Raw genomic sequence first — 21,889 nt, 5'->3', positions numbered from 1 at the left:
TCAATAGGAATACCTAATTTTATTTAAAATATGCTTTAACCTAAATACTTAAATCTTTATTTCAATAGTATTATTTGGTATTTGATTCATTATTTGAATGCGATTTTGAATTTCATTATAGATAGGTACATTTTCACTTGCTTTGATGCTAATTATTAATGAATATCGGATTTTTTGAGTCCATCGTGCTTGAGATTTGGAACTTTTCCACCAACCTGTAACAGGATAAATTGCAATATGATCCATACTTACTAATTCAGCTCCTGTGCCTGACCATATATCAGAATGAATACTCCCTTTAGTCCTTAAATTGGGGCCAAGCCACCAATTATCATTCTCAGCATTGGAGCTCGGATCATAATCAGCGTACATCTCTTGTCTGTTTATACTTGCTTTTAGATCCTTAACAGTCTGAGTGGGACCAACCATTCTAAATCGAAGCCCACAGGATTGATAAGAGAATCTGCTTCGAAACCCTTTACGTTGTGGATTAGGTTCAATGAAATAAGAAAGAGTAACTTTTAGTTCAACAGATTTTTCACCTAATTGAGCAAGTAAATGCTTTGGCCAAGGTAATTCTATAACCTGCATTTCATTAAATTTTACATCTGAACCATTTTTTTTAAATGGTTTTAATTCATCTTGAATAACTATGAGAGCATGATTATTTGAACTGTTGAGAGCAATTTCTGGATTAGGAACTCCATAACCAACTGAACGTAGCAAAACCTCCGCAGCTTTTTTGGGTGAAAGCATGTCATTTTGAATGAATCTATTATATTGATTAACCATAGCAGGGGTGTATTGACAGGAGTGGATTAATAAACCTCGAATAGTTTCAGGCCAATAGCTAGGATATTTATCTGCAATTTGAGCTGCATAATTTGAGGCTAAAGCGCATGCAGCACTACTGTCCAAATGAATATCAAACGGGTTAAGAATATCTCCAGATGTTGTAAGTATAGATAAATCTTCGTGATCCGTTATTTCTGGTGGAGTGTCAGGAGAAATTAGCCTATTTCCTCCTTCTAGCACAAAATCTGGTTTTAGAGGTGCATTCTTAACCCATTCCCAATTTACTGATGTTCTAGTTGTAGGGCATAAATCACCCGCCTTGCTCAAAAGAGCCCAACCTTTCATTTTATGGTCAAGTACTGTGGTTAAATTGGTGAAAGAACCAATTGTAAGAGCATTCCAACTATGAGCAGGATCTTCTATTTTTGCTAAATGGGCTTGATCCCATAAATTCATATTAGGTTGTAGGTGTCTATTGTTACCTGTGGATATAATAAATAGACTTTTGTTTTTGTCTGGGAGCTCTCCAAAGGTGAATTTATCGATTGCACCAGACCAAGAAGTTGGTTTTCCTGTATTATCACCCTCAGCTGTGATTGCTAATGAAAAAATTCTATGTTTTATATGATGATTCGTAATTTCAACTTTATGAGCAGTTTGAATTGTTAATGAGCCATAAAGTTCTGGATTATTATTGCCTTTAGGAGGGAAAATTCTTCCAGATTCAATTATATGATTAATATGTATTTGATTTGTACTTATAACGCATTGTTTAAGATCTCCATATATTGCAATTCCAGCTTGCATAGATCCGTGAGGATTATATGAGTTCGTACCATACTTGGGTTTAAGATCATATACAGGCCAAGTTGGGTCATAACTAACTGAATTAGAGCCAAAAATAAATTTTTCTATAAGAGGGTGATCGTGATTGACACCTGTATCCAATATACAAATAGAGGTTGTTGGATGTGGATTAGAAGTAAGACGTGAATTTAACTCATTTACCCATTCATACTGTTCTTTTTCATTTAAGTTAATAAAAAAGGTAGCTGGTTCATTAACTTGCCGAACTTCTAATAAATTATTCATTAGAAAAACTGATTTTTCTAGCTCAGTAGCGGAAGTGTTTATTAATACTACAATATTTTCCACAAACTCTAAATAATTATTGCCAATCTTTGCTTGAATAGATTCAGAAAAGTCTAATACTTCACGATATGTTAAACTAGAATCATTATTTATTTTTTTTATCCAAACTTCCCACCAAAATTTTTTATATTTGCTTTTAGGAAAACTATCTTGTGAGTCTGTCCAAAAATTTTCTAATTTTGATAATTTTATACTGGCAATACTATTAATAAGGTTTTTATTTTTAGGATTGGGTTGGCTATTAATGGTTTTAATATAGTCTGTTATTTTTTTAATGAATACTTTTCGTTTTTCTTCAGGAATAAAAATAGTTGCTTCTTCACATTTATTACTATTTATACAAACATTAGATAATTTAAAATCATTATTATCAATTGAATCTAGAGGCAGGGAAGATTCTGGATCACTTGTTAATGTAATGTATATTCCATCTGTTGTTATGTGATTGAGAAATTTTTGCGATCTGTTATTAAATTCTACTTGTGAAAGATCGAAATCATTTAATAGCTTATTTGCATGAGTTGAGGCTATTCTATTGGGAATAGTCGGTATATATGTTTTTTTTGATGTATAACTATCTTTTGATTGTAAATTTTTAAAATATAAGTGATTTTCTTTACGCATGATCAAACCTAGTAAAAATGAAGAATAATTATTTAGTCCGTCTAGTTAATGATTTTAATAAAATGGCATTTGTAAAATATCCTTTGTTATATAGTACAACTTCTTTCGCCGCGTCATCAAAAGCTTTAGATATATCGCCAAGACTAAGATTTTGACAATTTATATATATACTTTCCCATTCTAAATTTTCTTTTTTGAATGGGCTTAATCTTGATTCAATAAAAATTTTTATTTCTTTTTTGCTAGGCTTTTCAAATCTAATAATATCATCAAATCTACGATTTAGTGCGGCATCTAATAATTCTGGGTGATTTGTAGCAGCAATAATAATACTATCTGTTGATGATTGTTCGAGAAGTATTAAAAAAGAATTTAAAATTCGTCTAACTTCACCGACATCATTTGTAAGGTTACGCTGAGAACCAATTGCATCAAATTCATCAAATAAATAGACTCCAATATTATCTTTCATGAAGTCAAAAATATTTCTTAATTTGTTTGCAGTATCACCCATAAATTTTGAAATTAATGATTCTAATACAACTTTATACAGAGGAAGCTTTAACTCAGATGCAAGTATATTAGCTGTTAATGTTTTACCTGTGCCTGGTGGGCCAACAAACAATATTTTATTCCGAGGGTGTAATCCATATTTGGTTAGTTCATGTCTTTGTCTTTGTTCGTGAATAATTAATTCAATACGATCCAATGTAGTACTGCTTAGAACTAATGAGCCTCTATGTGTATGAGGCATAGAGAATTCAATTAATCCATCCAAATTGTTATTATGCTGTGTATTTAAATTTAATAAATCTTGATTAGGTGATTTTGGATTTTTAAATTGATATTTTTCTATAATATTCTTTAGATCATTTGCTAGTTTTGTATGGCCAAGTCTTGCTTCTCGGGCTGCAATCTGTAATGCAGCCACATAAAAACGCTGATTGTCATTTTCCCCATGACTTTTTATAAGCATTTTAATTTGATCTGCTGTTGCCACTTTACAGTGCTCCAAAGTATTTCGAACAATTTTTAAATTTTATCATCATTGACTAAATTAGTATTTAAAATCTCTCATGTGCCTTACGACAACACCAATAATTCTAATTTCGTGTGTTTGTGATGAAAGGGTTGGAAAGTCTGAGTTTAAAGGAACTAATTCAAAGATTTCACGACCATACTCATCAAAACTTAATCCGCGATATTTCTTGAATGTTGCTTCATGGGAACCATTTTGGGCGATTACGTAGCTTCCTGGCTTTGGTTGTAGGGAAGCATCGACAATTAGCATATCTCCCTCTTTAAAATCAGGGAGCATACTTTCACCTTTCACAATTACACTGAATACTGAATGTTTATCTATTCCCGAATAATCAGTGTAAGTATAGCTTTTAGGAACAACCCCATCATAAGCAACTTCTTGGAATAGACCTGCTTGAACATAATCTAAGACTGGGATTTTGATTAGATTAATATCTGTAAATAAAACATTAGCTTCTGCTTGTTCATTAGATGAATCCTGAACATCTTTAGAAGTTGTTGGAGCACCGATACCAGAAGCAAGCCAATTCGGATTTACTCCTAAAAATTTAGATGCTTTTAATAGATTTTCACCTTCCATTGTCTTTGATTTACCTGACAGCCAATCACTAACAGATGGTGGTTTCACTCCAACAGCACGAGCAAGATCGACCCCCTTAATTTTCTTAGGTGGTAAAACTTCCATTGCGTATCTAAGGCGTTCAGCCAATGTTTTTAAGTCTTTCATTAGGCAATCCTAACATGAATAAAATTAGGTATTCCTATTGATTAAAAATAAGGAATGCCTAATAATTGGTGCAAAGATTAGGAGCACAACATGACAGACAACCAACTTATACAAGCTCTTGGTGGATGTAACGCCGTTGCTCGATTATTAGGAATTAGACCTTCCTCAGTGAGTGGATGGAAAACTATTCCCACTGATCGAAAAATCCGCCTAGCCGTAATTGCAGAAGAACAAGGCATTAGCTCAAGAAAAGAATTATTTCCAAACACTTACCAAGATATTTGGATCGAATTGCGTGAAGTCGTTACTCAAACACAGTTTATTCGGCGAGCAGTCTAAAAAACACGTTCAAAGGACACCACCATGAACATCCTAGATGCCGCATACGCAACCGTACACGACCACCACGGCGGCGCATCTGCCTTAGCCCCACGCCTAGGCATCAAAAGCCCCGCCGTGCTGAACAGCAAGGTCAACCCAAACACGGAAACCCATCACCTGACATTGCTCGAGGCTTCAAAACTCATGGCACTGACAGGGGACTACCGCATATTGCAAAGCCTTTGCGCCGAACACGGCAAAGCCGCCATAGATCTGCCCGACATCCCCGAAAGTCAGCGTGACCATAGCCTTATGGACACCTTTGTACGCATCGCCATCCAAAAGGGCAATGTCGCACAAACCTTCCACGACATGATGGCAGACGGACGCATTACCCAAGGCGAAGCCCTCGACATGAGCAAAGTCATTCACGAACTCCATGTGCTACTCGGCACACTCGCTACACAGGTGCAGGCATGTATAGAGAAAAACTAAACCCACACAGCCTGACCGCGCAAAAACAACGTCAGGCAATCCAGACATGGTACGAACCCGCATTGCGCGTGCTGAACGAACTACTGGCAGAAGCACAGCAGAACTTACGCCAACGGTGCTACAACGAAGCCAATGCCGCCGTACCACGCCACAAATTTAAAGAACAACTCCAGCGCCGTTTTCGCATTCAGTGGGCGCTGGTCAACGACATTGAAAAAAGCCTGCTCAATGCAGACAAAATCGACATGATGGGCGGTTACATCAAGCCCAAGGCAGGTGAGCAATGAGTCTAGATGCAACCAACTGGGCATGGCGGATCAAATTTGCCGACCGCAAAGGTGGCAGCCTCAAACCGCTTAAAAAACTGGTACTGTTGTCACTGGCAGATCGGGCAGGTGAAGACCATACCTGTTACCCAAGTATGCAACGACTGGAACAGGATACAGGTTTAGACCGTAAAACCATCCTGAAAATTATTTCAGAGCTACTGGAGGATAACCTGATACAGGATACTGGCGAACGCAAGGGCGTGACCAAACGCGTTAAAGTCTACAAACTGCTTGGCGTTACAGGTCGGGAAACAGTCCCAACAACGGAACCATTCAACCGCCAAAAACCGCCTGAAACAGTCCCAACAATGGAACAGTCCCAACAATGGAATGATTCCAACAATGGGATGTTGAATAGTCCCAACAGTGGTACTTTGAATAGTCCCAACAATGGGACACAGAATCTACCAAAGAATCTACCAGTAGAATCTAAAAATAAAAAAACGTGGTTGAGTTTGAAAAAACTTGAAGAAGAACTTGGTTTGATCACCGATGCAGAAACCATCGAGCAGATCAAAAACGCCAACTGGTTCAAACGAGAGCAAACCGCATTTGAACGCTACAACAGCGACAAGAATCTGTGCGATGACCTGATGCACTACCACTTTGCTGACTGGCTGCTCAATGCTCGTTTGAAATACCTAAGCCGAGCGCAACAACCTGCAGCACAAAACCCAACAGCGCAAACAGCAAAACCGAAAAAGCTCTCTGACAAACAAATCAACCTGTTCGCCCAAAAGCTGGCACATCATCCCGAAGTGTCGAGCAAGTTTGCCGAAGCAGGGGAAAGCTACGAGCAGCTTACGGCGCGCATCGCTATGAAACTGAACCATCCTGAACAACGTAAACAACTTGCGCCGTATCTGGCACAGGTGGGATTTGAGGGGGTGGTGCTATGAGTCCAAATGATTTCCTGATTTGCATGATCATCTTGCTTATATTTTGTGTGGTTGCAGGGGTGTCGGGTTATAGCGTTAATCATGTGTTGGGGTTTTTATGATGAGTCAATTTGAAGAATGGTTTCAGCTACAGTCATTTTATTTGAACTTGAGATTTATCCACGGTGAACGGCTTTTCATTTTCGATGCTCAGGATGGATACGTTGTTCAGGCTGTGCAAATTGCGTGGATGACTTGGCAAGAGCAGCAAAAACGGATTGACTCTAAATCTGAGTGCATAAAAAACCTAGTTGTTCAAAAAAACAATGAATTTAACAAGGTACAAGCATCGCTATTGCAGATAGACAACTTTTTTGACGACCAAAGACAAACGCCTAGCAGTCGCCAATATGCGAACTTCATTCAAGAAATTTATGAAACCTTACGAGGTGATGATCAGCTACAAGAACCACAAACCTGTGACCATACCATGGCTGAAAAATCACAATTTGGTGACTTACACCGAACATTCGAGTGCATTTTCTGCGACCACAAAACTACTGAGGCATGGGTGACAACACATGAATAGACAAAACTGGGGAAGCTATCGCCGTGCATTCGACAAACCACAAACTGACAAAAAACCAGTCAACAAAGACCCAGTACCAAAACTGCCATCGTATTTGGTCAAGGGTAAAACCTATGAATGCAGTGCAGGAGAATTGCTGAATTGCAGCATCGAGATTATACCGCCGTCGATTAACAACTATTGGTTGGACTCAGGCAAGGCATGCAAGCGACTCAGCAAACGTGCCATTCATTTTGTGGAAGTGGTCAAACGCTTTGTGCAGCCAGTGAACTATGGCGGACATGTTCGGGTTGAGATTAATTACCACATGCCAGACAACAAGATCCGCGACATCGATAATATTTTAAAACCCTGCCTCGATGCCTTAACCAAGTGCGGGTTGATTGCAGATGATTCGCAGGTGAAAAGCTTAACAGTGAATGCCCGACCAGTCGTGAAAGGTGGGTTACTTGATATTTGTGTGATGAAGATTTGAGGATGGTCAGTATGAATGCAGACTTAAAGAAGAATAAAGTCTCAAATATCGAGTGGCTCGGTAAACAAATGAGAGCCAAAACAGCCAATTTCGAAACGTGTACCCAAGATACCAATCTTGAGCCAATCACATGGGAAGATCGTTGTGGCGCATTTGCTAAGATGGATACTGTACAAGCCAAAGCTTTAGCATCTTTGTATGTATGGGGTCATAAAGATAAACAAGCATACGACCTACTCATTAATTTTTTAGCGAAAATTATGTTTGAGCAAGCACAAAAGGATGGTAAGGGGGAGCCTAAAAATATTTCATTAAAGGACTTATCTTTGTTGATTGCTCGAATGGTTTTAGAGTTTGCACTGGATGAACGACTAGAAGCGAACTTTACTGCGAAAGGACGTTTGTATTTTGCAGGTATTGGTGAAGATCGTATGACTTATGATGCTTATCGTATGTCATGGATAAAGTATGAAAAAGATATGGAATTGGCTATTTATAGTGCTCGTTGGGAGGTTGAAACTTCGATTGAGAAGTATCGTAAGCGCCTAAAATATGCATAAAAATAGTTACATGATGCCTATTTCGCTTAAATGTAAATTGGGGTATAGTTTCTCTATACTGGTCGTATTACTGTTCAACCAAGATCAAATGCAAAAGCTCATCAAAAGGTGGGCTTTTTTGTTGCTTAAAATTCCCATATCTGCCTTTAATGAGCCTAATTTTTATTTAGGCATAGACATGGCAATCTGTATTGGTGGTGATTTTGACGGTCAGGATCTTCCTGAAGTTGAAGGTCAAAGCATACAAAAAACTAACAATGCGGAAACTGGAAAAGCATCTCTATATCGCTTGCAGTCAATTATCAAAGGTAATGATCATTATAATTTTTGGTTTTCGGATGACATGAATTTCAGTGATGGTGTGAAGATCGCTGAGAAAATAATTAAGAATGAAGAATAATCGTAATGATTTAGGGTAATTCGATCATTTTTTCTGTGTAAGTAAAGAGCCTGACATTAATTTGTTGGGCTTTTTTATTGACCAAAACAATGCGCCATTAGCTCAGTTGGTTAGAGCCTTGGGTCGTAGGTTCAAGTCCTACATGGCGATCCAGATTTAAGTGGAACGTTTAAAACTAAACCATCATTTGTCATATTCATTTGCTATCCTGTAGAAAAATAATTCAGGATTGAAAAATGGAATTAAAAATTGATGAGCTGACAAGGGAAGAACTTGAAGATTATTGTAAAGTGCTTCGAGCTGAGTATTCTGAGTTAAATAATGAAAATCAGATATTGAGTCGAGCTATTCTTGATGCTGTTGAACTTGCAAGGCAAAACCGTGAAATAGCTGAAAGTTATCAGAACATATTTGGCCAGTTATTTGGTGTTATTAAAAATCAATACGATGCTGAATTTAAGATTCAAGATCTACCTAAGCTATTTAGTTAAGTTTTAACCTTTACATCCAGTTACTAAGTAGACTGACATACTTGGATTTTTAAAACGATTATTTTGGATTGATGAAGATTAGTTGAGTCGAATTTTTATAAATTTATCTATATTGAAAACATTTGATACTTGTTGTCTACTTGTTTGATTGTTAATTAATCTATTGAGGTAGACATGGGATTTCAAACTGTTGTTCATAACAATCTTAAATCTGGAAAGCAAAACCATCATTTAGTTGCATATAAGTGCAATGATCATGTAGACAGCATAACTGTAAATTCGGATTATATTCAGGTAAATGGAGATATCAATCTTCAAAAAGCTATTGATTATGTTTCAAATAAGATTGGTGCAACTGAGAGTGATAATATCAAGATATTGTCTGTTAGCTTCTTAGGGCTTATGTAATTTTAGTTATGTCTAATCATTTTATTTAAACCCAGCTCGATTGCTGGGTTTTTTATTAACCATTATTTCTCCATTGCCGAACGGATTACTGCACATAAAACCGCACTGCTTGAAAAAGTTTGTGCGGTTTTTCTTTTTTAATTATTTTCAATTTTTTTGGAGTAAGCATGAAAGACTTAAAACTTACTGCAAAACAGCAAAGGCTTGTCGAAAGACGACCTTTTTTATTGCTTAAATGGTATAGTCTTTTGGTCACCTAAGTACCTTATTCTATGTCTGAAATCTATAAGTATCTTTACACTCAATTTAGTGTATTTGGATCATTACCCACACATAAGGTTTTTATCAGTAGCTCAAGTAAGAAAACAAAACTGGTTTTCGCTGATAATACTTTTATTTATGGAACTATCTCTGATTGGGCGAAAGACCATTCAGGTCTTGACTCAAGGACATCAAATTGGTCTGAAGAGCCTAAGTTATTTTTAGAAAGTGAAAAAAGAAGATTGAGTTTATATAAGAGTTCATATCCAGTTTTTATAACTGAATCAGGACCTGTCTAAATAGGTTGAGAAATTATTTATATAAATTAAATTTAAAAGGTTTGCTTTTCTGCTCCCCAAAGCGTATAAACACACATCGTTGATGCGGGATGGAGCAGTCTGGTAGCTCGTCGGGCTCATAACCCGAAGGTCGTTGGTTCAAATCCAGCTCCCGCTACCAACGAAAAAGATTCAAAGTTTATAGCCTAATTTGCTTCATGCTTATTAGGTTTTTTTATTGCCTGTCTTTGTGTATCACAAAACCGCACTGCTTGCACAAGTTAGTGCGGTTTTTCTTTTTATTACTGGGTATCTATGTCCTGCAAAGGCTGCGATGAACGCCGTCATAAATTAAAGCAATCTATGGTTACAGCGGCTATCGAAAGTGATCACCAAGTTATAAGCATATCGCTTTCGTCTTGTTGTGTTTCTGCTTAGATTTCAATATTCTGATAACAATGACATCATTATTAAGAAGTATTTGAATTACTTTGAGTTTTGAATTCTGCATGATTCAAAAAATAATGAATTTTTTGCTTTGAGGAGTATTTTCATGAACAAAAAGATTAGCACTGTTTTATTGGCAGGATGTTTGGGGATCTTGAGTGCGAGTTCTACCATGGCTATACCAGTACCAACTTCTTATAGTTATAGCGATAATTCACGTACAGATAACCGCGTTTATGCAGGCTTGTTATGGAGTTGGGGAAGTAAGCAGGGCTTAATGCCAGATTATGTTGTTGGCTTCCGTTCATTGCATGTTGAATCAGATAATTCGGTGCAAGGCGGAGATATCAATCTTCGCATAAAATATAATCATGGCATTGTATTAGACAGCGCTCGTTTAGCTTATGTAGATGGTAAACGTGACTTTGTGGGTAACTATGGTGTTGGCTATTCATTCGTTAACAGAAGTATTTTAGCGACTGTAGTCGGTCAGAGTAGCTATTACCGTTTCGGTACAGATTTTGACTTTAAAAATTATGATTTCAAACCGTATATTGAAATTAATACTTTAGAGAAACCAGATCGCGAAGCGCCTAAGGTTCAGGTAAATACAGTTCCGCCACTTCCTCCTAGAGGTTAATAGAAAGCATAGATATAAAATCGATTTAAGACCTCGCTTCTGCGGGGTTTTTCTTTTCTTATTTGAGGTGTTTATGAAAGATCAACATACAAAAATCAAAGGCTATCGTGATTTATCACAAGAATAAATTAATGTGATGATTTAAAAAGGATTGACTGTGAATTGTTACAGAACTATTGATAGTTAGCTGCCAGAATTGTATTTATTGGTTTATTGTGATTGAATTCGCATTAATTTGAAAATATGAGATTTATTTTTATAATGTTGTGGAAGTTTATTAAAAGTTTTAACACTGTTGATACTTATCTTTTTTTAGCTATTGTATTTTTAACATTTCTTATAGTTTATCTCTATTATATAAATCCTGTCTAAGTAAAAAATGCATAAGTTCTATGAGTTTACGTAACCTCCTTTGGGAGGTTTTTTATTCTCCTTCGCCGAACGGATTACGGCACATAAGACCGCACTGCTTGCACAAGTTAGTGCGGTTTTTCTTTTTATTCCAAGGTATCTATGTTCTGCAAAGGCTGCGATGAACGCCGTTAAAAACTAAAGGTAATGTATGACTACAGCAAACAACGACTGCAACTTGGAATCAATCGTCTTACAACTGGTACAGCAGAACAACCAGTTGACAGATCAGACCAACAAACTGATTCAACAGAACAACCAACTTATTCAAATCAACAGTGATCAAACCGCACAGATCCGCATGCTGCTTGATGAGATCACGGGTGATGATGATGAATCACACAATCGTAATTTGGATGATGATTAGGGTTTGCACATGAAGCTACAGACACTCAAGCCACGACTACAACCACGCCGTCAACAGACTGAAACCAAGAACAATTGGGGCAACGGTCGTGGAGGTCGCCCTTGGCGCAGACTCAAAGAAAGTATTCATGCTCGTGATGGTTACACCTGCCAACTCTGTGGTCGAGTCACATATCAATTGGAATGTGACCATAAGATCAACACGGCGCAAGGTGGTACAGATGACCCGAGCAATCTTTGGTCATTGTGTGTTGAGTGTCATAAGCAAAAGACTTTGATGGAAAGCCGTCAATGATGGTGGGGGGGAGGGAAAATTTAAAAATCTAAAACCCATCGGACACCGCACCCTATCCCACGCATAAAAAAATTTCCCATTTTGCGAAAAGTTAAAGCAAAAAGTTAAAGGTTAAAAAGTTAAAAAAGTTAAAGGTGACGCAATGGCAATCAGCGAAAAAATGAAAAAATTTGCTCAAGCCATTGTCGATGGTGCGAGTAATAAGGATGCAGCAATTTCAGCAGGTTACGCAGAAAAATCGGCATCACAACAGGGTTCAAAATTACGCAAAGATCCCGAAGTTATCGTGTGGATTGAAAAGTTAAAGGCAGACCAAAAAAAGTTAACTTTAACTCAGCCAAAGCCTGAAAAAGTTAAAGCAACAACACCCACGGAAACGGACTTGGACCAGCCACCTGAAGATCCATACACAAAAGGGGATCCGCTTCAGTTCTTGATCGAGGTGATGGACAACAGTGGCAATGATATGTTTCTGCGCTTCAATGCAGCCAAAGCCGCTTTGCCTTATATCCATGGCAAAGTTGCAGACAAAGGCAAGAAACAAACCAAGGAAGAGGAAGCCAAGAAAGCCAGTAACTCTGGCAAGTTTGGCACGTTGAATAGTCAGTTACCGAGTTAACCTATGTCTTCAATGTCACCAGTCTGGACGACGGCTTGCCCAGATTGGGCGACACGTATCGTCAATAAACAATCTTTAATGCCATGTGAGCCACTCTTTCCTCAGGTGGCAGACGTTGCAGAGCGTATTTTTAAAGAGCTGATTTTGGTTGATGTGATGGACAGCCCCAAAATGGGTGATGTCACATTGCCGTGGGTGATTGAATTTGTACGGGCAATTTTTGGCGCATATAACCCAAATACAAAACGCCGTTTGATTCGTGAGTTCTTTCTTTTAATCTCCAAGAAAAATACCAAATCCACCATTGCTGCAGGTGTGATGCTGGTTGCTCTGCTTTTGAATGATCGACTTTCTGCGGAGCTGATCATCCTTGCACCGACAAAGGAAGTTGCAGACAACAGCTTTAACCCGATTCGTGACTTTATCCGTGCTGATGAAGAACTCAGTGCGATGATTAATATCTCTGAACATACCAAGACCGTGACTCACCTCGGTACGGGTGCAACGCTGAAAGTGATTGCTGCTGAAAGTAATGCTGCTGCAGGTAAGAAAGCCTCGATTATTTTGATTGATGAAGTTTGGCTGTTTGGTAAACGTGCCAATGCAGAATCGATGTTTCGTGAAGCCAAAGGGGGATTGGCTTCACGCCCTGAAGGCTGTGTGATTTATCTGTCTACCATGTCCGATGAAATGCCGTGTGGGGTATTTAAGCAGCTTTTAGACTATGCCCGTGATGTTCGGGATGGCATTAAAGAAGATAAGACATTTCTTCCGCTGATCTATGAATTTCCAACGCGGCTGATTGAAGACGGTGAGCATTTAAAGCCTGAGAATTTCTATATTACCAACCCGAACTTGGGCGCATCGGTTGATCTTGAATATCTGATTTCAGAGTTCAACAAGGTCAAAGATGCAGGTGAGGAGTCGCTTCGAGATTTTCTGGCCAAACACTTGAATATCGAAATTGGCTTGAACCTACGTGCCAATCGTTGGGCAGGTGCAGAGTTTTGGTTGCAACAAGCACGAAAGCTGACACTGGATGAGATTATTGAGCAATCGGACGTGCTTGAGATCGGTGGGGATGGCGGAGGGCTTGACGATTTGCTGGGATTCGCTGTTCTGGGTCGGCATAAAACCACACGTGAATGGCTACTCTACAATCGTGCCTGGTGTCACCAAATCGTGCTTGAACGTCGTAAATCAGAAGCACCTAAGTTGCTCGACTTTGTCAAAGAAGGCAGTTTGACGATTTACGAAAATGTTGGTGATGACATTACCGAGTTATCGGCAATTGCCAAGCAAGTTTATGACAGTGGCAAGTTGGATAAGGTCGGACTAGATCCGTTGATGCTTGGCGGTTTACTCGATGGTTTGCTTGATGTCGGGATTCCTCAGGAGCAAATTATTGGGATACCTCAAGGTTATAAGCTTGCAGGCTATTTGCAGACACTTGAACGCAAACTCGCAGGGCGTGAGCTTTGGCATCAAGGTTTGGCACTGATGACTTGGGTGGCGGGCAATGCCCGAATCGTGATGAAAGGCAATGGCATCATGGTCAGTAAACAGGAAAGTGGCGTTGCCAAGATTGACCCATTGATTGCTTCACTGAATGCCACAGCATTGATGAGTATGAACCCTGAACCTGCCAAAAAAGACTACAACGTGTATTTTTTCTAATTGATCCAGTTTGTACAGCTCGCATTATGCGGGCTTTTTTATTTTTAGGAGGAGCGATGACTGCTCTATATAAAGCCTTTGACTTTGAAATGAAGAATTTCGATGAAGCCAAACGCACATTTAGCGGAATTGCCAGCACCCCAAATCAGGACCGTGTAAAGGACGTTATGGTCTCAAAGGGTGCGTCATTTTCCTTGCCAATGCCCTTACTTTTTCACCATGACCCCACCAAGTCGATTGGGCATGTTACCAGTGCCAAAGTCACAGATGCAGGCATTGAAGTGGAAATGCATATTCCAGAGATTCAGGAAGAAGGCGATTTAAAACGAGAAGTGGATAAAGCGTTTCAGTCGCTGAAATACAAACTGGTGAAAGGCTTGTCTGTTGGCTTTATTCCGAATTGGGATAAAGCCGAGATGATCAAAGGCGGTGGCGTGCAGTTCAACAGTTGGGAATGGTACGAGCTGAGTCTTGTCACCATTCCTTGTAACCGTGAATCCGAAGCAGATTTTTCTAAAGCATTTGAGGAACATCAAGCCGCGTTGGGCAAAAAACCTCAGACCGTTGCAGATGGCGATGCATCTGAACAAAAACATGTTGTTGTCAAATTAGGAAGCCCAACGAAGGGCGGAGTGAAACTATGAATAAGTATTTAAAACAGCTTCTTGATGCTTTAGCTGCCAAGCAGGCAGAAAAACAGGGGATTGTGACCAAAGCATTGGATGGCGGTCAAACACCTAATGAAGAGGAAGAAAAGCAGATTGATGCAATTGATGCAGAAATTGCCACAATTCAAAAAAATATTGATCGTGTACAAGACATGATTAAACAGGCTGAGCAAGCAGCCCAAACAGTCACGCCTGTTGCAGGTGCGAATCCTCAGCAGGCAAAAAACTCTGCTGAGGGCAATCCAAACCCTGCTGCGCCTGTCACCGTGATTGAAACATTGCCCAAAGGGATTGGATTCGCTCAGTTTGTCCGTGCAAAAATGTTGTCTGCCCATGAAGCGAAGAAAGGCAACGTGGTGACTGCTGTGCAAGCTGCTAAAAACTTGGGCTATGGTGAAAACGTGGTTCAGTTTATTGAAAAGGCAACACTCGGTACCACGACAGATGCAGGTTTCGGTGCGCCATTGGTTGAAACCAGTACTTATACAGGGGACTTTATTGAGCTGCTGCGAAACGCCACAGTATTTGACAAGTTAAAGGGGTATCGCTCTGTACCATTTAACGTCAAAATTAAAGGGCAATCGACTGGTGGTACTGCTGCTTGGGTGGGTGAATCTCAGCCTAAACCATTAACCAATCCAACATTTGGCAGTGTTGAAATCAAAGAGCATAAGTTGGCTGCCATTACAGTCTATACCCAAGAGTTGTTACGCCGTGCAGATCCAGCAGTTGACCAATTGGTGTTGGACGATTTGATTGCAGCATCAGCTGAATTGATTGATGCCACGTTCTTGGGTACAGCTGCAGGGAGCGATGTTGTTCCTGCGGGCATTTTAAATGGCGTGACTGCTGTGACAAGCTCGGGCACAACAGCAGCAGACTATGAAAAGGACTTAATGAGCCTGATCACAATTTTTGTGGAAGCCAATTTGTCGACAGATAATGCATTTTTCCTCATGTCTGAAACCCGTGCGATGCAATTGGCTTTGCTTCGTGATGCGTTGGGCAACACCTACTTTACAGGCATGTCATTTGCAGGTGCAGCACGTAGCTTGTTGGGTATTCCTGTGGTTACCTCTCAAGCAGTCGGTTCCAAAATTGAATTGGTGAAAATGAGCGAAATCTTGGTTGCTCAAGATGGCGGTGTAGATGTGTCCTATAGTGACCAAGCCACCTTGGTGGATGGTACAACGACTTACAATCTATGGCAGAACAATGAGTTTGCCATCCGTATTGAAAAGTTCATTACATGGGCAAAACGTCGTGCGATTGCCAGTGCTTATATTCAGTACTAAGCCATATAAAGTGATTAAAGCAGCCCCTTGATTGGGGCTGTTTTCATATCTGAGCAATGAAAATTGATTGTTGAGCTATGGGAGCAGTAATGAAAATCGAATATTTGAAAGTGATGCATGATGCCAATGTCGGGGATGTCAAAGAAGTTGAAGACTTTGCCGCCAATGTTTTGATTAAAACGGGTGTTGCAAAGGCTTGCGATGAACCTAAAAAAGCATCTTCTAAAGTGAAAAAAGAAGAAACACCAAGTAAATAAGGCGGTAGACATGGGCATTTTTGAGAAGTTATTCAAACGAAAAAGCTACCAAACTGCCCGAAATGCAGGAACTTGGAACAGTTTTTTTGTACAGGAACCATTTTCAGGGGCTTGGCAGCAAAATAAGGAAATTACCCGCGAAGACATGACCGCATTTTATGCAGTGTTTGCTTGTGTCGGTCTAATTTCTAAAGATATTGGCAAGATGCCGATTATGCTGAAGAAGAAACAGCAGGGTGTTTTGGTGGATGCATTGACCCCAAAACAACTGGTTCGGGTCTTTAAAAAGCCAAACCATTACCAGAACTGGCAGCAATTTAATGAGCAATGGACGCAAAGCCTGCTGTTACGGGGCAATACTTATGTGTTCAAAGTGAAGGATGCTTTTGGTGAAATCTATCGCCTTGTGATTCTCAATCCTGATTTGGTCACAACCTTGGTGGATGATCATGGCAATGTGTTTTACCAGTTGAGTAATGATCGGCTGACACAGACTGAAAATGTGATTATCCCAGCGTCTGAAATCATCCATGACCGTATCAATGCACTTTACCATCCACTGGTAGGTTTAACTCCAATCATGGCATGTGCCTTGGCATCCGAGCAGGGTATTTCGATTTTACGCAATTCTAAAAACTTCTTTGCCAATGGTTCAAGACCGGGTGGTGTGATTGAAGTACCTGGTGCAGTTGATAAAGATAAAGCACGGGATATTAAAACCAAATGGGATGCCAATTATGGTGGTGCGAATGTCGGTAAGACAGGCTTGTTATCGGATGGGGCGAAATACACCAGTATTGGGATGAAAGCCACGGACAGTCAACTGGTCGAACAGTTGAATATGTCAGCACGGATTGTCTGCACGGCCTTTAATGTACCGCCGTTTAAAATTGGTATTACAGATGTTCAAGGCGCAACCAAGGTTTCTGATCTGAATGAAATCTATTATTCAGATTGTTTGCAGTCTTACATCGAAGCCCGTGAAAACCTACTCGATGATGGTTTGGGTTTGGTGGATTTAGGCGTGGAAGCCTTTCTGGATCTTGATGTGCTGATTCGTATGGATGCATCGAGCAAGATTGCCTATTACAAGGAAGGAATTGGCGCAGGAATTTTCTCACCCAATGAAGCACGTCAGAAACTGGGGTATTTGCCTGTCAAAGGTGGGAATTCTCCACTGATTCAGCAGCAAAACTACTCGCTTGAAGCTTTGGCGAAACGTGATGCGAAAGATGATCCTTTTAGTACAGGCTCATCCAATCCGCCAACACCACAACCTGATGCCAATAAGTCCTTTGAAAGTTTATATCAAGGCGTATTTTCGGATGAGAAACGCTATAACAAAGGCGTGTTTGTGACGTTTAAAGGTTCACTTTGGCACTGTGAAAAGGAGCATCAGGGCGAATTCAGTCATGAATCATTCAAGTTATGTGTGAAAGGGGCGAAATGATGGCAATTACCACTTTAGCGCTTGTTAAACAGCATTTGCGCTATGATTCAGATGATGAAGACACTCTCCTTGATGCTTATCGACAAGCCGCAGAATCTGCGGTTTTTTCGTATGTGACAGACACTTTTGTTGCAGATGCAAATACGGGGAAAGTGACTTATCCAGCACAATTCACACAGGCGGTTTTGCTGCTGTGTGGTTATTACGACCAGTACCGCAATATTGAGGGTGAAATGCCTAGTGATGGCAATTATTTGCCGCCACCAGTTCGGGCTTTGCTCTACCCATTTCGTAGTCCGACTGTGGTGTGAGGTGATTGATGAAAGCATTTAACTTAAAACACCGCATCACCATTCAATATGAAGAAGTGACAGGGCAAGACCCTAGAACAGGCAAGCAAATTAGTCAGTGGACAGATCTTGCAACGCTTTGGGCAGAAGTCACAGACCTATCTACCAAAGATCAGATTGCTGCGAAAGCAGCTCAAAGTACTATTCAGGCTCGGGCGAAAATTCGTTATAGCCAAACTGCGAAGCAAATTAGCTCCTCGATGCGGGTGAAGTTTGAAGGTTATTACTACCGTATTGATGGTAACCCGATGGCAGATCCTGACAGTCGCCGTGAATATTTGACCTTGAACCTTGCCACAGGGGAAAAGGCATGGAATCCATGAGGTGCTTATGGTACGTATCCAAGGTTTAGAGCAGTTGCGGCAGAAACTTAAGGCGATTGGAAAGAAAAGTACCATTAAGCGCATTACACGAAAGTCGGCACGGCAAGCCATGAATATTGCCCGTGATGCCGCTCGAGCAAATGCCAAAGCACTGGATGACCCGATTACCAAAGAGAAAATCTGGAAAAACATTGTCACACAGACAGGTAAAACCAGTAATTCCAATGAAATTCGTATGCGTGTTGGGATACGTGGTGGTGCAGCGCAGAACAAATACACAGATAAAACGGCATTGTCAGGTTTACCAGGTGGCATTACCACGTACTGGCATTATATCGAGTTTGGGACCAGTGAAATTGCCGCGCAACCATTTATGCGTCCTGCACTGTCTAAAAATGTGGGACAGATTACTGACAAGTTTGTGCAGGTGTTTTCTGCTGAAATCAATATTATTTTAGGAGGCTTGTCATGATTGATTTGCCTATTTTTCCCGTGCTGAAAGCCAATGCCGCTGTGGTTGCTTTGCTTGAAAGCAATGGCATTTTACGGGCATACAGTTTTGGGATTGCTCCTGACAATCCGCAACCGCCGTATGTGACTTGGCAGATTGTGGGGGGTGATCCATACAACGAGCTGGATGATGTTCCGAGTTGTGACCGTGTTGATGTACAGATTGATGTGTATGCCATGGATGATGATGTGGTCAGTGAGGTTGCCAAAGCAGTACGCAATGCGATTGAAACAGAGTGTTATGTCACTCGTTATGGTAATCAGGATAAAGACCCTGTGACAGGCATGCCACACTACAGTTTTGATGTTAGTTGGCATGTGAATCGTTAGTTTAGAAGAAAGACAGACCTCGCTATAGCGAGGTTTTTTTATATCAAAAGCAAAAAGCCAAGAATTGCAGTTCTTGGCTTTTTTGTTTCCAAACCTTAGGTCAATTAAGGATCAGATTTGTGAGTAAAGATAACAAATTTTCATTTAAGTTTCTAGGAGCGACTATGGAAGCTATGAATTTAAAGCCTGAAAGTTTTATCAAAATATTTTGGCATATTGCGCTGATTACTGGGTTCATCATGCTTGTTAGATTTTTGATTCGTGTTGCTGCTTTTTATATAGGCTTAGCTTGAATTGTTGGAAGTTGGTGGTAATGTCTAAAAAGAAGGTACTTGCAAATAGGAAGTTGATATAGTTAAACTTTGTTGCATTAATGATCAACTATTTTAGCGTAACGACAACATTTAACGCATTTGCTGAGGATAAGTATTGTTATTTAAGCTTACGCATGGTAAGTGAAAAAAGATTGACCGAAAAATTGATATCGCATAATATGCATGTAATGACCCTGTTATCCAATGATAAGAGGGTATTTTTATTAAAAAAATTAGGGTCAATTTAATGCAGCTATTATTAGCAAACACTAAGTTAGAGGAAGTAATATACTTCTTTACCCACAGAGGTCTTAAAGATCAAAATGCTTTTGGTGAAATGGGGAAGCGAAAGGCTATTTTAAGAAAAAGTTTAGAAGCTTTGAGTACAAGAGAAGCATTTGATTGTTATACAGGAAAAGGAATCCTTTCTATATATGAAAACGATTTAAGGTCTGCGATTAGTCATTTTAAATATGCTTATAATATGACAAACCATAGTGTTAGTTCTTCAATGAATTATGCTAATGTTTTGATGTTAAATGGTGAACATACGTCAGCTATAGAAATATATATGGCAGCGATTTCTAATGCACAGAATGATAAGCAGGTTTTTTCGGATATTTTCAAAACCTTGTGCCCATATGGATATTTAAAAGAAGTTGAGCAATTACGTGAAATTGCTTCAATAGAATTAAATGATGAGCAAGAAAGATTATTAAAAATAGCAAATAAGACGTCTAAATTTTTATCTGAAATAAGTGTTCCTCTAGAGATTTTTAGATTCTACAGAACTCTTATGGATACAGTTTTCTATAAATATTTCACATTTACATCTGATTATCGAGAAGAAACTCAATGTGATCTATCAAGGTCACAATTTTCGACTACAATATATTTGCCTTTAAATGAATCAGATGAGAGTGCGGAATTTGTTCTTGGGCAAATGAATGATGATTTCCAAGATTTAATACTTACAAAAAGACGTGAATGCTATTCTGAAACTTTGAGTGAATTTAGAAAAGTATCAGAACGCCTAAATTATTATTTTGGGCTTGACTATAGTTATAAACATGAAAATGACAATCAGCAGGTAGCTTGATGGATAGAGTTAATTTTAGGAAAGTTGCTGATTTTCTTCTAAATGTTAACCCTGAAGATATTGATATCGAAGCAATATATCGCTCTTGCTCTGGCAGATACTATTATGAATTATTTCATGCAGTTAAATCTCTTTTAAGTGAAAAATACCCAAAAGAGTTTAATTCAGCAGGTGGTGGAACACACGAGGCTCTTCGTACATGTTGTACCTTAGTTGCTGATAAGTTAAATGATAGTGAGTTTGAGAAATTAGAATTAAAGTTAAGGACAATACACAATATACGTGTTAAGGCAGATTATTTTTTAGATCGTAAGTTTACAAAAGGTGATTTGGTTACGGCACAAGTGGAAAGTGAACGAGCAATACTGCTCATAGAAGCTTTACTTGGAAAATATTTTCCTCAAAAAACTGCATAATTGTTTCATTGAAAAAAGCACCTTAAGGTGCTTTTTTCAATGGTATGCAGTTATTAAGCATCTTATTGTTTAGGCAACATCATAGGTAGAAAATATAATCTTTCTAAAATCCTCGACAAATGGTTTATGGAATAAGCGCCATCAGGGAATGGATTCTTATTACTAATAAAGTATTCATCTTCTAGATTAAAAAATCTAACCCCATCATCAGTCTCCTCCATACCAAGATCTTTTCTATTACTTGGATCACGGTATAAAAAAAGTTGAAATGCTTGCTGAACACCCTTAATTGATGGTTGTCTAAAACCATGCACCACACCGTGTATGTCAACATCGGGGTCTTGGATTAAAGCGGAAGCTAAAATATAAGCAAACTCATGTGCTTTATCTTCTAACTCTTTTTTATTGATTCTTTTAGATTGTTCAAGTCGGTAAACAACTTCGCCATTTATGGTTCGATAATTGTTTTTAGCCTCTATGTCGATATATTCCTTGAGGTCTTGAGGGACTCTCAATTTTAGTTGAGCTTCTTCAGTCATGTGGTTCTCCCATTTTCAATATTTAGAAAATAGCACATTGACTTATTAACCTCAATGGT

The 21,889-nt window shown here is 39.2% G+C and carries 31 protein-coding genes and 1 tRNA gene; 28 read left to right on the top strand and 4 right to left on the bottom strand.

Translation table 11 applies throughout. The features are described from left to right. Nucleotides 1-48 precede the first annotated feature (48 nt). From F975_RS10175 to F975_RS10165, 3 genes are read right to left on the bottom strand one after another with little or no spacing between them, the layout of a single operon-like run. Nucleotides 49-2,571 (bottom strand): S8 family peptidase, encoded by a 2,523-nt coding sequence (locus F975_RS10175; RefSeq protein WP_004752947.1) that lies wholly within the window; start codon nt 2,569-2,571, stop codon nt 49-51. A 28-nt stretch (nt 2,572-2,599) separates the two neighbouring features. Then, the gene (locus tag F975_RS10170; RefSeq protein ID WP_004752946.1) at nt 2,600-3,571 is read right to left on the bottom strand and encodes an AAA family ATPase; all 972 of its coding nucleotides are present in this window, start codon (nt 3,569-3,571) and stop codon (nt 2,600-2,602) included. A gap of 57 nt (nt 3,572-3,628) precedes the next feature. Continuing rightward, nucleotides 3,629-4,339, bottom strand: a complete 711-nt coding sequence (locus F975_RS10165; RefSeq protein WP_004752943.1) for a LexA family protein — start codon at nt 4,337-4,339, stop codon at nt 3,629-3,631. Nucleotides 4,340-4,429: 90 nt separating this feature from the next. On the opposite strand from F975_RS10165, the gene F975_RS10160 reads away from it, so the two are divergent. The 28 genes from F975_RS10160 (at nt 4,430) to F975_RS10035 (ending at nt 21,291) form a co-directional block, all read left to right on the top strand. After that, on the top strand, nt 4,430-4,678 hold the full coding sequence (locus F975_RS10160) for a Cro/CI family transcriptional regulator (protein WP_004752942.1): 249 nt from the start codon (nt 4,430-4,432) through the stop codon (nt 4,676-4,678). Between the two features lie 24 nt (nt 4,679-4,702). Beyond that, nucleotides 4,703-5,155 (top strand): phage regulatory CII family protein, encoded by a 453-nt coding sequence (locus tag F975_RS10155; RefSeq protein WP_004752940.1) that lies wholly within the window; start codon nt 4,703-4,705, stop codon nt 5,153-5,155. Continuing rightward, nucleotides 5,137-5,442, top strand: coding sequence for a hypothetical protein (locus tag F975_RS10150; RefSeq protein ID WP_004752938.1), 306 nt, complete (start codon nt 5,137-5,139; stop codon nt 5,440-5,442). The genes F975_RS10155 and F975_RS10150 overlap by 19 nt, the downstream gene beginning before the upstream one ends. Continuing rightward, entirely contained in the window at nt 5,439-6,383 is a 945-nt protein-coding gene (locus tag F975_RS10145) for a helix-turn-helix domain-containing protein (RefSeq protein ID WP_004752936.1), read from the top strand. The genes F975_RS10150 and F975_RS10145 overlap by 4 nt, the downstream gene beginning before the upstream one ends. 100 nt (nt 6,384-6,483) lie before the next feature. Continuing rightward, complete coding sequence (locus F975_RS15320) at nt 6,484-6,951, top strand: hypothetical protein (RefSeq protein ID WP_212749274.1); 468 nt, start codon at nt 6,484-6,486, stop codon at nt 6,949-6,951. After that, a complete protein-coding gene (locus F975_RS10135) occupies nt 6,944-7,426 on the top strand; it encodes a RusA family crossover junction endodeoxyribonuclease (RefSeq protein ID WP_004752930.1) in 483 nt (160 codons plus the stop codon). Before F975_RS15320 ends, F975_RS10135 begins: the two co-directional genes overlap by 8 nt. 11 nt (nt 7,427-7,437) lie before the next feature. Beyond that, complete coding sequence (locus F975_RS10130; RefSeq protein WP_004752928.1) at nt 7,438-7,986, top strand: hypothetical protein; 549 nt, start codon at nt 7,438-7,440, stop codon at nt 7,984-7,986. Between the two features lie 118 nt (nt 7,987-8,104). Continuing rightward, nucleotides 8,105-8,386 carry a hypothetical protein gene (locus F975_RS15315; protein ID WP_155757293.1) on the top strand — a complete coding sequence of 94 codons (282 nt, stop codon included), beginning with the start codon at nt 8,105-8,107 and terminating at the stop codon, nt 8,384-8,386. A 236-nt stretch (nt 8,387-8,622) separates the two neighbouring features. Next, nucleotides 8,623-8,877: a hypothetical protein gene (locus tag F975_RS10115; protein WP_004752925.1), complete on the top strand. Its 255-nt coding sequence runs from the start codon at nt 8,623-8,625 to the stop codon at nt 8,875-8,877. Nucleotides 8,878-9,051: 174 nt separating this feature from the next. Continuing rightward, a complete protein-coding gene (locus tag F975_RS10110) occupies nt 9,052-9,285 on the top strand; it encodes a hypothetical protein (RefSeq protein ID WP_004752922.1) in 234 nt (77 codons plus the stop codon). Nucleotides 9,286-9,557: 272 nt separating this feature from the next. Next, nucleotides 9,558-9,845, top strand: a complete 288-nt coding sequence (locus F975_RS15520; RefSeq protein WP_081399813.1) for a hypothetical protein — start codon at nt 9,558-9,560, stop codon at nt 9,843-9,845. A gap of 83 nt (nt 9,846-9,928) precedes the next feature. Further along, nucleotides 9,929-10,005: transfer RNA gene (locus tag F975_RS10105), tRNA-Met, on the top strand. A gap of 438 nt (nt 10,006-10,443) precedes the next feature. Beyond that, nucleotides 10,444-10,911, top strand: coding sequence for a hypothetical protein (locus tag F975_RS10100; protein ID WP_228127418.1), 468 nt, complete (start codon nt 10,444-10,446; stop codon nt 10,909-10,911). A 562-nt stretch (nt 10,912-11,473) separates the two neighbouring features. Further along, a complete protein-coding gene (locus tag F975_RS10095; protein ID WP_004752918.1) occupies nt 11,474-11,689 on the top strand; it encodes a hypothetical protein in 216 nt (71 codons plus the stop codon). Nucleotides 11,690-11,698: 9 nt separating this feature from the next. After that, nucleotides 11,699-11,983 carry an HNH endonuclease gene (locus F975_RS10090; RefSeq protein ID WP_004752916.1) on the top strand — a complete coding sequence of 95 codons (285 nt, stop codon included), beginning with the start codon at nt 11,699-11,701 and terminating at the stop codon, nt 11,981-11,983. 142 nt (nt 11,984-12,125) lie between these two features. Next, nucleotides 12,126-12,602: a terminase small subunit gene (locus F975_RS10085; RefSeq protein ID WP_004752915.1), complete on the top strand. Its 477-nt coding sequence runs from the start codon at nt 12,126-12,128 to the stop codon at nt 12,600-12,602. Between the two features lie 3 nt (nt 12,603-12,605). Then, nucleotides 12,606-14,279, top strand: a complete 1,674-nt coding sequence (locus tag F975_RS10080; RefSeq protein ID WP_004752913.1) for a terminase large subunit — start codon at nt 12,606-12,608, stop codon at nt 14,277-14,279. 56 nt (nt 14,280-14,335) lie between these two features. Further along, nucleotides 14,336-14,923: an HK97 family phage prohead protease gene (locus F975_RS10075; protein WP_004752912.1), complete on the top strand. Its 588-nt coding sequence runs from the start codon at nt 14,336-14,338 to the stop codon at nt 14,921-14,923. Then, nucleotides 14,920-16,242: a phage major capsid protein gene (locus F975_RS10070; RefSeq protein WP_004752911.1), complete on the top strand. Its 1,323-nt coding sequence runs from the start codon at nt 14,920-14,922 to the stop codon at nt 16,240-16,242. The genes F975_RS10075 and F975_RS10070 overlap by 4 nt, the downstream gene beginning before the upstream one ends. 89 nt (nt 16,243-16,331) lie before the next feature. Beyond that, complete coding sequence (locus F975_RS15865) at nt 16,332-16,499, top strand: hypothetical protein (RefSeq protein WP_004752909.1); 168 nt, start codon at nt 16,332-16,334, stop codon at nt 16,497-16,499. 10 nt (nt 16,500-16,509) lie between these two features. Further along, nucleotides 16,510-17,949, top strand: coding sequence for a phage portal protein (locus F975_RS10065; RefSeq protein WP_004752907.1), 1,440 nt, complete (start codon nt 16,510-16,512; stop codon nt 17,947-17,949). After that, nucleotides 17,949-18,260, top strand: coding sequence for a head-tail connector protein (locus F975_RS10060; RefSeq protein ID WP_034425944.1), 312 nt, complete (start codon nt 17,949-17,951; stop codon nt 18,258-18,260). The genes F975_RS10065 and F975_RS10060 overlap by 1 nt, the downstream gene beginning before the upstream one ends. An 8-nt stretch (nt 18,261-18,268) precedes the next feature. After that, nucleotides 18,269-18,622, top strand: coding sequence for a phage head closure protein (locus tag F975_RS10055; RefSeq protein ID WP_004752903.1), 354 nt, complete (start codon nt 18,269-18,271; stop codon nt 18,620-18,622). 7 nt (nt 18,623-18,629) lie between these two features. Further along, nucleotides 18,630-19,094: an HK97-gp10 family putative phage morphogenesis protein gene (locus F975_RS10050; RefSeq protein ID WP_004752899.1), complete on the top strand. Its 465-nt coding sequence runs from the start codon at nt 18,630-18,632 to the stop codon at nt 19,092-19,094. Continuing rightward, nucleotides 19,091-19,462, top strand: coding sequence for a DUF3168 domain-containing protein (locus tag F975_RS10045; protein ID WP_004752898.1), 372 nt, complete (start codon nt 19,091-19,093; stop codon nt 19,460-19,462). Before F975_RS10050 ends, F975_RS10045 begins: the two co-directional genes overlap by 4 nt. Before the next feature lie 119 nt (nt 19,463-19,581). Next, complete coding sequence (locus F975_RS15730; protein WP_155757292.1) at nt 19,582-19,755, top strand: hypothetical protein; 174 nt, start codon at nt 19,582-19,584, stop codon at nt 19,753-19,755. Between the two features lie 268 nt (nt 19,756-20,023). Next, complete coding sequence (locus F975_RS10040; RefSeq protein WP_004752895.1) at nt 20,024-20,875, top strand: tetratricopeptide repeat protein; 852 nt, start codon at nt 20,024-20,026, stop codon at nt 20,873-20,875. Then, nucleotides 20,875-21,291 (top strand): hypothetical protein, encoded by a 417-nt coding sequence (locus F975_RS10035; RefSeq protein ID WP_004752893.1) that lies wholly within the window; start codon nt 20,875-20,877, stop codon nt 21,289-21,291. Before F975_RS10040 ends, F975_RS10035 begins: the two co-directional genes overlap by 1 nt. Nucleotides 21,292-21,353: 62 nt before the next feature. On the opposite strand, the gene F975_RS10030 is transcribed toward F975_RS10035, so the two are convergent. Then, nucleotides 21,354-21,830 (bottom strand): Arc family DNA-binding protein, encoded by a 477-nt coding sequence (locus F975_RS10030; RefSeq protein ID WP_004752891.1) that lies wholly within the window; start codon nt 21,828-21,830, stop codon nt 21,354-21,356. Nucleotides 21,831-21,889: the final 59 nt, after the last annotated feature.

Source organism: Acinetobacter brisouisimilis, from assembly GCF_000368265.1.
Lineage (GTDB): Bacteria > Pseudomonadota > Gammaproteobacteria > Pseudomonadales > Moraxellaceae > Acinetobacter.
This window is presented reverse-complemented; position numbering and strand designations above follow the sequence as displayed.